13 protein-coding genes and 1 pseudogene are annotated in these 12,996 nt (G+C 61.3%); 3 read left to right on the forward strand and 11 right to left on the reverse strand.

The window, feature by feature from the left end; translation table 11 throughout:
- Positions 1 to 9: 9 nt before the first annotated feature.
- From U5775_RS26715 to U5775_RS26765, 11 genes and pseudogenes are all read right to left on the reverse strand, one after another.
- Positions 10 to 307 (reverse strand): annotated as a pseudogene (locus tag U5775_RS26715) (ISNCY family transposase); the annotation flags it as partial.
- The gene (locus tag U5775_RS26720; RefSeq protein ID WP_322061114.1) at positions 249 to 1,016 is read right to left on the reverse strand and encodes an ABC transporter ATP-binding protein; all 768 of its coding nucleotides are present in this window, start codon (positions 1,014 to 1,016) and stop codon (positions 249 to 251) included. The pseudogene U5775_RS26715 and the gene U5775_RS26720, both read right to left, overlap by 59 nt.
- On the reverse strand, positions 1,013 to 1,894 hold the full coding sequence (locus U5775_RS26725; RefSeq protein WP_322061115.1) for an ABC transporter ATP-binding protein: 882 nt from the start codon (positions 1,892 to 1,894) through the stop codon (positions 1,013 to 1,015). The genes U5775_RS26720 and U5775_RS26725 overlap by 4 nt, the downstream gene beginning before the upstream one ends.
- 1 nt (position 1,895) lies before the next feature.
- On the reverse strand, positions 1,896 to 2,810 hold the full coding sequence (nikC, locus tag U5775_RS26730) for a nickel transporter permease (RefSeq protein WP_322061116.1): 915 nt from the start codon (positions 2,808 to 2,810) through the stop codon (positions 1,896 to 1,898).
- Between the two features lie 58 nt (positions 2,811 to 2,868).
- Complete coding sequence (locus tag U5775_RS26735; RefSeq protein ID WP_322061117.1) at positions 2,869 to 3,939, reverse strand: ABC transporter permease; 1,071 nt, start codon at positions 3,937 to 3,939, stop codon at positions 2,869 to 2,871.
- Between the two features lie 11 nt (positions 3,940 to 3,950).
- Positions 3,951 to 5,558: an ABC transporter substrate-binding protein gene (locus tag U5775_RS26740; RefSeq protein WP_322061118.1), complete on the reverse strand. Its 1,608-nt coding sequence runs from the start codon at positions 5,556 to 5,558 to the stop codon at positions 3,951 to 3,953.
- 68 nt (positions 5,559 to 5,626) lie between these two features.
- Entirely contained in the window at positions 5,627 to 6,193 is a 567-nt protein-coding gene (gene ddpX / locus U5775_RS26745; RefSeq protein ID WP_322061119.1) for a D-alanyl-D-alanine dipeptidase, read from the reverse strand.
- A gap of 5 nt (positions 6,194 to 6,198) precedes the next feature.
- Positions 6,199 to 7,080, reverse strand: a complete 882-nt coding sequence (gene sapR / locus U5775_RS26750) for a sap1 transcriptional regulator SapR (RefSeq protein ID WP_322061120.1) — start codon at positions 7,078 to 7,080, stop codon at positions 6,199 to 6,201.
- A 151-nt stretch (positions 7,081 to 7,231) separates the two neighbouring features.
- Positions 7,232 to 8,584 (reverse strand): TAXI family TRAP transporter solute-binding subunit, encoded by a 1,353-nt coding sequence (locus U5775_RS26755; RefSeq protein WP_322061121.1) that lies wholly within the window; start codon positions 8,582 to 8,584, stop codon positions 7,232 to 7,234.
- Between the two features lie 70 nt (positions 8,585 to 8,654).
- Positions 8,655 to 8,822 carry a hypothetical protein gene (locus U5775_RS26760; RefSeq protein ID WP_322061122.1) on the reverse strand — a complete coding sequence of 56 codons (168 nt, stop codon included), beginning with the start codon at positions 8,820 to 8,822 and terminating at the stop codon, positions 8,655 to 8,657.
- A gap of 116 nt (positions 8,823 to 8,938) precedes the next feature.
- Positions 8,939 to 9,802, reverse strand: a complete 864-nt coding sequence (locus U5775_RS26765) for an IclR family transcriptional regulator (protein WP_322061123.1) — start codon at positions 9,800 to 9,802, stop codon at positions 8,939 to 8,941.
- A gap of 329 nt (positions 9,803 to 10,131) precedes the next feature.
- Between U5775_RS26765 and U5775_RS26770 the strand changes: the two genes are divergently transcribed.
- The 3 genes from U5775_RS26770 (at position 10,132) to U5775_RS26780 (ending at position 12,983) form a co-directional block, all read left to right on the forward strand.
- Positions 10,132 to 11,223 (forward strand): ABC transporter ATP-binding protein, encoded by a 1,092-nt coding sequence (locus U5775_RS26770; RefSeq protein WP_322061124.1) that lies wholly within the window; start codon positions 10,132 to 10,134, stop codon positions 11,221 to 11,223.
- Between the two features lie 88 nt (positions 11,224 to 11,311).
- A complete protein-coding gene (locus U5775_RS26775) occupies positions 11,312 to 12,133 on the forward strand; it encodes an ABC transporter permease (protein WP_322061157.1) in 822 nt (273 codons plus the stop codon).
- Between the two features lie 55 nt (positions 12,134 to 12,188).
- The gene (locus U5775_RS26780; protein ID WP_322061125.1) at positions 12,189 to 12,983 is read left to right on the forward strand and encodes an ABC transporter permease; all 795 of its coding nucleotides are present in this window, start codon (positions 12,189 to 12,191) and stop codon (positions 12,981 to 12,983) included.
- The last annotated feature ends 13 nt before the right edge of the window (positions 12,984 to 12,996 follow it).

The raw sequence follows: 12,996 nt of genomic DNA on the forward strand, positions 1-12,996 counted from the left end.
GTCGCCCCCCGGCCTGCCGTGACGCTCGATGTACGCGCGCGTCGCTTCGAAATAGCTGAGGGTCGATTCCGTGGCCGTGAAATGCAGGTGCATCAGACGGCTCGTCGCATCGGCCACGTACACCAGCAGCGTGCAGGCCTGCCCGGTCCTCGAACCAGCGGTGGTCGCTGCCGTCGATCTGGATGCGCTCGTCCTGGCATGCACGCCGCGCCCGTGGCTGATAAACCTTCGGTGGCCGCTTAGCTGCCTTAACGAGCCGTGTCGATACCCAACACATCGACAGCCTTGCGCTGATAACCATTCGTCGCGAGCAACAGGCTGCGTGAATACTCGTTATCGACCTGCTGCGCCCTGATTTTCTCCACAGCGAGTTCTTCGACGATCTCGCCATTGCGCATGATCGCAACACGCGAGCACAGAAAGCTCACGACAGCGAGATTGTGGGTGACGAGAATCATCGTCAGATTACGCTCGCGATGCAGGCGCTTTAGCAGGTTCAATATCTCGGCTTGCACGGAGACATCGAGCGCCGACGTAGGCTCGTCGAGCAGCAACACACGCGGCTCGACGATCAGCGCGCGCGCAATCGCCACGCGTTGCCGCTGCCCGCCCGATAACTGATGCGGATAGCGAAATCGAAACGACGCATTGAGCCCGACTTCACGCAGCGCATTGACGATACGTTCTTCATGCTGGCCGATGCCGTTGATACGCAACGGTTCGCGCAATGTCTGATCGACAGTGAAGCGCGGATGCAGCGAACCATATGGGTCCTGAAACACCATTTGCACAGCGCGCTTTTGCGCGACACCACCTTGCTGCGCAATGCGCACCGTGCCTTGCGCGATGGGCGTCAATCCGCTCAACGCACGAAGAATGGTCGACTTGCCGGAACCCGACTCACCAACGAGCCCGAACACCTCGCCTTGCGCGACATGAAAGCTCGCATCGCGGACGGCATCGACCGCGCCCGTGGCCGTCTTGAAGCGCACGGTCAACGCATCGACGTCGATCATGCGGACGCTCCTTGCGTGCCGTCGAGCCATGCAGGATCGCGCGACAGAACGGGCAATTCGGCAGGCGGATTGGCAAGCGGCGGATTCGCGGCAAGCAACCCGCGCGTATAAGGATGTTGCGCATGCACGAGATCGCGCGCCGCGCAGGTTTCGACGACACGCCCCGCATACATCACCACCACCCGATCGCAGAACGACATCACGAGCGGCAAGTCATGGCTGATAAAAATGAGGCCGGTATCGTGCCTGGCGATCATCTCGTCGAGTACGGCGAGCACCTGCATCGATACGAGCACGTCGAGCGCACTGGTCGGCTCATCGGCGATCAGCAGGCGTGGTCCCGTCGATACCATCATCGCGATCATCACGCGCTGTCCCATGCCGCCGGAAAGCTCATGCGGGTATGAATCCGCGACGCGCTCGGGGTTGCGGATATGCACCGCTTCGAGGGCCGCGACGATCTTCTCGCGCATCGCACGCCGGTTGAGCTTCGGATCATGCAGTGCGAACGCCTCGCGCATTTGCTGCGCGACCGTCATCACCGGATTCAGCGAGTACTTCGGATCTTGCAGGATCATGCCCATTTGCTGACCGCATAGACGGCGGCGCCGGTCGGCGCGCATGTTCAGCAGATCATTTCCGTCGAAGCGCAACGTTTTCGCCGTGCAATGCGCGGCAGGCGGCAGTAGTCCGAGCAGCGCGCGGCCCGTCAGCGACTTGCCCGAACCCGATTCACCGACGATGCCGAGCCGCTCGCCTTTATTCAGCGTCAGCGAGAGACCGCGCACGGCTTCATTCAGCGCGCCGTCGTGCGTGCGAAATGCGATGCGCAGATCGTCGATCTCACAGAGCGGCGAGCGCGTTTCGTTCGAGTCCATGTCAGTCTCCATGGCGGGGATCGAACACGTCGCGCAAGCCGTCGCCGAGCAGATTGAAGGCGAGACTCACGAGCAGAATCGCGAAGCCCGGTATCGTCGCCACCCACCACGCGTCGAGCAGCACGTTGCGGCCCGACGCGACCATGAAGCCCCATTCGGGACTGGGCGGTTGCGCGCCGAGTCCCAGAAACCCAAGGCCCGCAACAGTCAGAATGATGCCTGCCATATCGAGCGTCGCGCGAACGATCACCGAAGACGAACACAGCGGCACGATATAGCGCAGCAGAATGCGCAGGTTCGACGCGCCTTGCAGCCGCGCGACGTGGATGAAATCGGCTTGCACGAGCCGCAACGTTTCGGCGCGTGCAAGACGCGCATACGCGGGCCACGCGGTAATCGAAATAGCGATCACCGCATTGAACACACCCGGCCCCAATGCCGCGGCGAATGCGAGTGCGAGCACGATCTTCGGGAACGCCAGCGCGATATCGGTCACGCGCATCAGCACGTTATCGACCCAGCCGCCGAAGAAGCCCGCCGTCGTGCCGATCATCAAGCCGATCGGCACGACGACCACGACAACGAGGATCGCAATCGACAGCGTCAGGCGCGAGCCGTAAATGATGCGCGAAAGAATATCGCGTCCGAGCTGGTCGGTGCCAAGCCAATGAGAGGCCGAACCGGGCGGCAGTAAGCGGTCGGACAGCACCTGCTGGAGCGGATCATGCGGCGCGATCCACGGACCGATGACGGCGACGATCACGAGCACGACGAGGATCGACAGACCGAACACCGATAGCGGATTACCCGAGAAACGCCGCCAGCGCCGATACGCAAGACCGAGCGCCGCCTGCCTGCGCGACGCGGGCGTATCGGTCAGCAGCCAGGCTTTCCACGTTGCGCGAGGCGCGTTCATCGGCAAGTCCTGCGTTGAAGTTTCAACAGGGGGACGCACGTTGCAAATCTCCGTTGCATCAGCGGGCGCGCGGATCGAACACGCGATAGAGCGCATCCGTCAGCAGGTTCAACGCAATGAACGTCATGCCGATCACGAGCGTACTGCCGAGCACGGCATTCATGTCGGCGTTGAGCAGCGCGCCCGTCAGGTACGAACCGATGCCCGGCCACGCGAATACGATTTCGGTGAGCACCGAGCCTTCGAGCAAAAAGCTGTACGACAGTGCGATCACCGTCAGCAGCGGCACCGCGATATTGCCGAATGCGTGCACCCATACGACCCGCCGCTCGGACAAGCCTTTTGCGCGTGCCGTCGTGATGTACTCCTGGTTCAACTGGTCGAGCATGAACGAGCGCGTCATCCGGCTCAGATAAGCAACCGAGTAGTAGCCCAATATCGCAGCGGGCAGCGCGATATGTGACAGCGCATTGAAAAATACCTCCCATTCCCCCGCGATCAGCGAATCGATCAACAGGCTACCCGTGTGCGTATCGACCATGCCATCGTACACGGGGTCGATTCTTCCCGGTCCCGACACCCAATGCAGCTTCGCATAGAACAACAGCAGCCCCATCAGGCCGAGCCAGAATACGGGCACTGAACTGCCGATCAGGCCGATGAAACGCGCGACGTGATCGATCCAGCGGTTGTGCCGTGTCGCGGCGATCACGCCGAGCGGCACGCCGACCAAAACGCCGATGATCGTCGACAATGTGGCGAGTTCCAGGGTGGCCGGGAAGACGCGCTTGATGTCGTCGAGCACGGGATTCGCCGTCAGCAGCGATACGCCCAGATCGCCGTGCAGCACCGCGCGCACGTAGATGAAAAACTGCTCGGCAAGCGGCTTGTCGAGCCCAAGCTGAATGCGCGCGGCCGCATAAGCGCTCGCCGACGCGCGATCGCCGAGTATCGCGAGCACGGGATCGATCGGCACCTTGCGGCCGATCACGAAGGTCACGGCCAGCAAGCCCGTGAACGTGACGGCGAGCGTGAGCGCCCAGCGCAGCACGCGCAACGTCCAGCGCACGGTCGCGCTGCGCGCGGACGCAGCGCGTAGCTGGTCGATGGGAGTGATCGTTGTTGACATGTCTCGCGCGCTTACTGCTTCTTCACATGCACATACGACACGAGATCGTTGATCGGACCGACTTCGAGGCCCGACACACCCGGCCGCATCGCCACTTGCGACACCTGCTGGAACATGATGACGAACGGCGACCTGGCGAGCATTTCCTTCTGCATCGTCTGATAGAGTTGCGCGCGCTTTGTTGGCGACGATTCGGCGAGCGCCGCATTGGTCTGTTTCGTCAGATCGGGAATGTCCCAGGAATTGCGCCACGCGAGCATCTTGTACGCAGACTTGTCGGAGTTGTCCGGATTCCATGCGTAGCCCTGCGCATTGCTGTGCGGGTCGATGTAATCCGCCGACCATTCGCCGATGTAGATATCGTGCTGACGTGCACGATACTTCGCGAGCGTCTGCTTGTTGTCGCCCGGAATGATCTCGACCTTGATGCCGCCTTGCGCGAGATTCGCCTGTACGGCCTGCGCAATTTCGTTGTACGGGTAAGCGCTGCGCACATCCATCGTCACGTTGAAGCCATTGGGCAAGCCCGCTTTGGCGAGCAGCGCCTTGGCTTTGGCAACGTCCTGGTGATACGGATTGTCATTCAACGCGCCCAAAAAGCCTTCGGGCAGGAACGTTTGATGAACCTTGAACGTGCTCTTCGTCACGTTCTTCTGAATGCCGTCATAGTCGATCAGCCATTTCATGGCTTCCTGCACTTCCGGCTTCGCGAGATTCGGGTTCTTCACGTTCAGGCCGAGATAGAGCAAGGTCGCTTGCGGTACCGACATCACCTGCACCTTGTTGGCCTTGGTCAATGCGGCGAGATCGTCGGGGCTCAGATTGCGCGCGACATCCGCGTCGCCGTTTTCAAGCAGCAGGCGCTGGCTCGAGGCTTCCGGCACATGGCGCATCACGATGCGTTTCATCGCGAGCGGCAACCGGTAGCCGTCGTATTTCTGCAGGATGATGCTGTCGTTCGCGGTCCATTTGACGAGCTTGTACGCGCCCGAGCCCGCTTCGTTCGTGCGCAGCCAATCGTTGCCGAAATCGTTACCCTTCTGATGCGACATCAGGAGCTGCTTGTCGACCACCGACGCGGGCCACGCACCCAGCACGTTCAGCACGAACGTGGGCGAGTATTTTTGGTCGGTCGTAATGCTGACGGTCGAGTCGTCGATCTTCTTGACGTTTTTTAGCGCGTTGTCTTTGGTCAGGCCAATGCCTTGCAATACCGCCGCCGCGCCTTTATCGAGCAGCACGCAGCGCTGGATCGACCACGCGACATCATCGGCTGTTAGCGGATTGCCCGAGTGGAACTTGAGACCGGGGCGTATCTTGAACGTGAACGTGAGTCCATCGGGGCTGACCGTCCACGATTGCGCGACATCGCCATTGAATTTTGCCGGGTCTTTCAGATCGACGCGCACCAGTCGGTCATAAGTATTCGCGATATATTCTTCCGGCACGAGCTCATAGACTTCGGCGGGATCGAGCGTCGAGAATTCGTCGAGCGTGGTGGCGATCACCAGCATGTCTTTCGGCGTCGCCGCAAATGCAGTGCTTGTTGTCGTCATCGTAAGCGTCAGTGCGGACACGACCGCGACTGCCGCCAGCGCATTGCGCAGAACCAGATTCATACTCGCTCCGTATCGAGAGGGTAAGCGGTGAGAAACCCGTAAGCGGACAGCAAAGAACCAGAACGCGATTACATCAATTTCAGGGGGCCACTTTCGCTATTGTCAATAACGGGCAGCGAGCGTGAGCCCGGAATTTCGTAATGCCACCATTCGCCTGGAATATGCGTGAATCCTGCCGCATGCATGATGCCGAGCAGCAGCAGGCGATTGCGCTGCACATGCTGCGGCAAGCCGTGATGGAAGTGCTCGGACGCCTTGATCATTTCATCGAAGCCCGTGCCCATGTCGAGCGCTTCACCGTTGCTGTCGATCAGGGTGAGATCGAGCGCCGTACCCCGGCTATGGTTCGAGCCTCGGCCAAGTTCTGCGACATACGCAGGATCGGGCAGAAAATCCCACAGCACTTTTTGTGCTTGCGGCGGACGGTACGCATCGAAAATGCGCAGCTTCATGCCGGCGCTTTCAGCCAGTTCGACGGCTTTGCGCAATCTGGCTTCAGCAGGCGCGAGCAGCAGGGCATACGCTCCCTTGTAGATCACCTTGCCAGTGAAGTTGCGATCGGTCGCATACACGAGGTCGAGTTCGACGCCGTGCGTTTCCGGTGTGATGTGAATGAGGTGCGGTGTATCGGGCATGATGGTCAAAGATCGAGTTGATCGAGTTCGCGCTGCAACTCGCGGTTGCGCGCGACACGTTTGTCGATGGTCGGGCCGAGCCGTTCGACAATCGACGTAATCAGCAGGTTGAACAGGCAAGTGAGCGGCGCAAGCGAATCCCGGAACTGACCGACATCGGTTTTCACTTGCAGCAGATCGCAGGCGAAGTCGCGCGCCCAGGGGCAATAGAGATCGGTGACGAGCGCGAACGGCAATTCGCGCCGTGCCGCCGCCTCGCAATAGCGGCGCGCGATGCGCGACCAGGCACGCGTGTCGGTAACGATCAGATACGGTGACGCGAACTCCGAATTCAGCGACTCCACATAGGAGCCAGACATGCCGTCGGAAAAGAACACGCGTGGCCGCAGATATTCGAGGTAGCTGTGGAATGCATTCGAAATGCCGCGCGTCGGCTGAATGCCGAGAATAAAGACGGCGTCCGCAGTGGCAATGCGCTGCGCGACGCGGGCAAATGTGTCGCCCAGTGCAAGCTGGTACACATGGCGGATCGCGTCGATCTCGAGATCGAGCGAGCGCACGAGAGCCGTGTCGCTCGTGTTTTCGCCGCCGTTCGCGTAGCCGTCGAGGCGCTCGCTACGCCATGCGTCGAGGCGATCTGTGATGAACCATGGCCGGGTTTGTGCACCGCGCAATTCGCGCTTCAGGTCGTCGAGATTGCGATAGCCGACGCTGCGCAGAAAGCGCCCGACCGAAATGCCGCTCGTGCCCGTCTGTTGCGCGATCTGGTCCGCCGTTTCCAGGCCGAGGCGCTCCAGATTCGCGAGCATATAACTGGCAATGCGCTTGGCCGTGGGCGTGAGCGTCGCAAAACTCGCTTCGACTGTGTGAGCGAATGCGGTGGACATCGAGTCGTGTTTTCGGTCTTGTCGTTAGTTAGCTGTCATTGCCCGGCGAACTGGTATGTATATGACAAGGACAATAAAGCGAGTGCTAACTTAATTTCTTTATCGAATCGCGGAAGGCAATAGGGAGTGGGCGCGGTTGCCCGCAGACGGATCAGGTGCCGAGGCTTTTTTTCTGCGTCGCGAGCTGGGAAATACGGTCCCTTACGAGGTGAATTGCCTGTTTGAGCGCGTAAATATTGGGGAGATAGCGCTTAGGCATCCGTATTTCACTAACGTGCGTGTCGATTCGTTCGATTTCGCTTCCCCATTGCCCGATCTGCTCGATGCCCGGATCCCGGGTCTTCGCTATTTCGTCTTCCAGCAACTTGATTTCACGGTACCAGGTGACAAGCCCGCTTTTCATTCGCGCCTCAATCACGCGGGGTAACGCCTGAAGCAGGCCTATCAGCAGCGCTGCGAAGGGGACCAGGATGAGCAGACGTCGCTCGATAAAGCTAGCGAGCCAGAATGGAAGGTAGCGTTGCAGAAATGGGCGCCCCGATTTGAAATAGCGGATGCTTTCACTGGAGAGGGGAAACTCGTCGGTATTCAGATTGGGAAACATCCCGAGCGGCGTGAAGTAATCTTCGCGGCCATGTACGGTCCTTGCTGCGTCAAGCAGCAGGTAGACGAAAGCAGGATGCAGCCTGTCCTTGGCGACGAGTAACGCTGTGGCGGCGAGCAGTGTCACGTCGGTATTCGGGCGGTCGCTGGCAATGCTGGTGGACGCACGCGGAAAGACAATCTTGGAGAGCGACGGAAACTTTTGCACCAGGGCGTCGGCCTGAACGAAGCTCATCAGCTTCAGGTCGCTGTTCAGCAGCGTTTTTTGCATCTCGGCATCGGGGCGGCCAATGAAGAATGCCGCATCAAGTTGTCCTGTTTCGAGATTCCGGTACGCCTGGGACGCGTCCATCTGCATCAGGGTCGTATTTGCAGACGAGACGCCGCTATATGCGAGCAGAACCTGGGCGACGTTAAGCAAGCCGCTGCCCGGCACGCCGATGGAGATCTTCTTGCCACGTAGTTGCGCCAGCCGGTCGATGGTGGTGTCGCCACGATAGAACACCCAGATTGGTTCGTACGAGACTGCGGCAATCGTTTTGAGTTGGTCCGTTTCCTTTGGACGGGTCGTGCCGGACTGGATGAATCCGACGTCGTATTCGCTGCGCGGATCCGTCAACCGCTGATAGTTTTCGACCGACCCCGAGGAACTGCGAATATCGAGTTTAATGCCTTCCTGTTTGAGAATCGGGGCGTAACGGTCCGCAAAGCTTCGATAGATTCCGCCGTCCGCCCCGGACGTCATCACGATCGTATGCTGGAAGGCAGGTTCGAGAATGAGCGCTAGCGCCCAGCCCGACAAGGCCAGCAGCACGATCGCCCCCATGAAGACGAGCCAACGGCGCTTCGCCGACATCGGCGCCTTGGGGATGCGACGCAGGGTGGGGCGGTGCCGTGACATTATCCTGCCTCTTTGGTTGGCTCCCTCGGGCCGCGAGGGGCGGGAATCGCGAGGTCGTTTTGGGCGGCGCTCAGTGGCGCGACGGACGCTCGCCAAATCGCGGTACATCCGATCGCGGCTCCGGCGCCGCCGGCTCGTCAGGTTGACGTTGTTCGGAAGCTTCGCGATCGAGGCGCCGGCTGTCCATCGTCGTTCGCCGTTCCCTCGTGATCATTCGGCGTAGCTTGGACTTGATCATGGTCCTTCTCCTTGTCGTTGGTCTGGACAATGTCAGGGTACAGGGGCGAACCCCGGGTGCGCAATCATGTGGCTAATGCAACGGGGCAAGATGGCGCAATGAGTACCCGGCTGCACCTACGCTAACGGCTGCGTCTCCATCGCGCGCGTGAGCCCGTGCATGGGGCGGCGCACCGCCACATCGAACGGATTGGTCTGCGGCCCGATGATCTCCGCCTGCCGCTTGAGCAATTCGACGACAGTGGGCAACCGGTCCTCGGTCAAGCGCGCGGCCAGCGTGCCGACACTCAGCGCCCCGACCGCGCGGCCGTTGCGATCGAAAATCGGCACGGCCACGCCCGCCATGCCCTCCAGCACGCCGGTGTTGCGCCCAGCGTAACCGAGCTTGCGCACACGCTCGATTTCCGTGCGCAGATACACTTCGTCGAGCACGCCATAGCTGCGCAGGCGCGGCACGTTGAAACGGATGATCTCCTCGCGTTCCGCCTCGGGCTGGAACGCGAGAATCGCAAGACTCCCCTGGCCCACGCCCAGTGCCACGCGCCCGCCGATGTCGCCCGTGAACGAGCGGATCGGAAACGGCCCTTCGCACATGTCGAGGCATACCGCGTCGAAACTGCTCTTCACGAGCAGGAAGATCGTGTCGCCGAGACTCGCGCACAAGCGCAGCAGCGCGGGGCGGCATAGCGTGCGCATGCCGCTCGGGTTGCCGGCCTGCGCCGCCATCGCGAAGAACTCCACGCTCAGACGGTAGCGCTTCGTGCCTTCGTCCTGCTCGACCACGCCCTCGGCAATCAGTCCTTGCAGCAGGCGATGCACCGTGGCCTGGGTGAGGCCCACGGCTTTCGCCAGCGCCGTCACGCGGCTGCCTTGCGCCTCGCTCTCGCCCAGCGCCCGGATCAGCGCGAATGCGCGTTGCAATACACCCGCGCCGCGTGCGTCGTCGCCCTGGGTTGCGTTTTTCTCTTCCGTTGCTGACACGTTTACCTCTATTTATTCCATTGAGTGGAATATCTGGCGAATGCTTATACGAATCGATGCACCGCCTCGATCGGTAGTCCAGCATACGGCAACTCGCTTGAACGCCAATATTCAGGGATTTCCCGAGTGTTGCCCGATGGAATAACTTGACCGTGATGTCATGATCCAATTCCATTAAGCGGAATAGTTACGATATTTCTATCGTTTAATGGAATTTGAAATTGACGGTCAAATATTTGGCTGGCTAGAGTCGGCTCCATGCAACGCAAGGCAATCGCTTCGGGGGGTGTTCGCGCCCCCGGGCACTCAATGCACTGGAAGACCAGACCATGTCGTTCCTCACCTTGACCGATGTTTCGAAATCGTTCGGCGACTTGCAGGCGGTCACCGGCATCAACCTGTCGGTGGAAAAGGGCGAGTTCGTCTCGCTGCTCGGTCCCTCGGGCTGTGGCAAAACCACGACGCTCCAGATGATCGCCGGCTTCGTGGAAACCACGCGCGGGCGCATCGCGCTCGACGGCCGCGATATCACGCACATGCCGCCGAACCAGCGCGGTCTTGGCATTGTGTTCCAGAGCTATGCGCTTTTCCCGCACATGAGCGTCGAGCAGAATGTGAGCTTCGGTCTGGAGATGCGCGGCGTCGGCAAGGCCGAGCGCAAGCAACGCATTCGCGAGGCGCTTGCGCTCGTGCGCCTCGACGCCTACGCGCACCGCTTTCCACGCGAACTTTCGGGCGGCCAGCGCCAGCGCGTGGCCATTGCGCGCGCCATTGTGATCGCCCCTCCCGTGCTGTTGCTCGACGAGCCGATGTCGAATCTCGACGCCAAGCTGCGCGAAGACATGCAGTTCGAGTTGCGCGCCATTCAGCGCAAGATCGGTACGACCACGCTCATGGTCACGCACGACCAATCCGAGGCGCTATCGATCAGCGACCGCGTGGTGGTGATGGAAAACGGCCGCATCACCCAGGTCGACACGCCTTATCGTGCTTACGAGCGTCCCGAGAACGATTTCGTCTCGCAGTTCATCGGCAAGGCCAACATGCTGGCGGGCCGCATCGTCGCGCGCGAGGGCGACACGATACGCGTCGATCTCGGCAACGACCTCGCGGAAACGGGTTCGATGGCGCAACTGCCCGAGCGCGGCCGCGCGGTGGGCGTGGGCGACGCGATCACGCTGTGCATCCGCCCCGAAAAGCTCAGGTTGTGCGCCAGCGGCTCGGGGCGTCTTGCGGGTCGCGTGACGAGCCGCTTCTTCCTCGGCAGCCAGTGGCTCTACCGTCTTGAGAGCCGCGCCGGCGAGATGCTCGTGTGCTGCCAGAACGAAGGCAAGGAGCCGCTTGCCGAAGGGGACCAGGTGGGCATCGACTGGCACAGCGAAGCGATCCGCTTCATCCAGCCGGGAGCCGCCCGTGTCTAGTACGCTCCCAACTTCACAGCCCACCCCGCAACACGCGCCGCGCACCACGGCGCGCGCCAGTTGGCGCGCTTATCTGCCGTTGTGGCTCATGAGCGCGCCCGCGCTGCTGCTGTTCGCCGCGCTCGTGCTCGCGCCGCTCGCGATGACCTTCGCGCTCACCTTCTACCGCTTCGATCCAATGAGCGGCCCGATCGCCGCATTCGATCTGCACAACTACATAGAGGTGCTCGGCTCGTCATACTTCCACACGATCTTCCTGCGCACCTTCGGCATCGCGGCGCTCACGACGCTGCTGTGCGTGGTGATCGGTACGCCCGAGGCCTATATCCTCTCGCGCATGCGCGACCCGTGGCGCTCGCTCTTCCTGCTCGCGATCCTCGCGCCGCTGCTCGTTTCGGTGGTGGTGCGCGCGTTCGGCTGGAGCATGCTGCTCAACATGAACGGCCTCGTGAACCAGTTCTTCGGCCTGTTCGGCGCGGGGCCATTCAAGCTCGAATACACGATCTTCGCGATCGTCATCGCGCTCGTGCATGTAATGCTGCCGTTCATGGTGATTCCGGTCTGGACCGCGCTGCAGCGGCTCGATCCGCAAACCGGGAACGCCGCGCTCTCGCTGATGGCGTCGCCTTTCACCACGCTGCGCCGCATCGTGCTGCCGCAACTGATGCCGGGCGTGCTCTCGGGCAGCCTCATGGTATTCGGCCTCTCGGCCAGCGCGTTTGCGATTCCGGGCCTGCTCGGCGGGCGGCGCCTGAAGGTGGCCGCCACCGCCGTCTACGACCAGTTCCTGAACTCGATGAACTGGCCGCTCGGCGCCACGATCGCGGTGCTGCTGCTCGTCGCCAATCTCGTGATCATGCTCACCTACTACCGCGTGCTCGAACGCCGCTACGCCCGCAGCATGGGCTGACGCGTCCACTGTCATCGGCATCGCACGGAACCCGGAATTCGTCAGGTCATTCATCATGCGCAAAAACGGACCGCTCGCTCTTACGTTTCATAGTCTCGTCATCCTGTTCGTGCTGGCGCCGCTCGTCATCGTCATTCTCGTGGCCTTCACGCCCGACGAGACCTTGACGCTGCCCACGCACGGCTTTTCGCTGCGCTGGTTCCGGGCGATTCTCGATTACCCGGACTTCATCAGCGCGTTCTTCAACAGCCTCAAGCTTGCCTTCGCATCGGCCACGCTCTCGCTCGTCATTGCGCTGCCCGCGGCGCTCGCGATTGGCCGCGCGCGCTTTCCGGGGCGCGGGTTCCTGAACGCGCTGCTGCTTTCCCCGCTCGTGATTCCGGGGCTCGTGCTCGGCATCGCGTTGCTGCGCTTCTTCGCGTTGATCGGCGCGACCGGTTCGTTCGCGTGGCTGATTCTTGCGCACATAATCATCATCACGCCGTTCGTGATGCGGCTCGTGCTGGCTTCGGTGAGCGGCCTCGACCGCAGCATCGAGCACGCGGCCTCGTCGCTCGGCGCGAACGCATGGACCACCTTCCGCCGCATCACGCTGCCGATGATCGTGCCCGGCATCACGGGCGGATGGTTGCTCGCGTTCATCAACAGTTTCGATGAACTAACGATGTCGATCTTCGTGACGTCGCCGCAGACCGTCACGCTGCCCGTGCGCATGTATATGTACGCGACCGAATCGATCGATCCGATGATGGCATCCGTTTCGGCGCTCGTCATTTTCATCACGGCCGGCGCGATGCTGCTGCTCGATCGCGTCTATGGGCTCAACCGCATCCTGATCGGGCAGCACTGAACGCCGCCCGCCA

The organism is Paraburkholderia sp. J63 (assembly GCF_905220245.1).
In the GTDB taxonomy this organism is placed as follows: domain Bacteria; phylum Pseudomonadota; class Gammaproteobacteria; order Burkholderiales; family Burkholderiaceae; genus Paraburkholderia.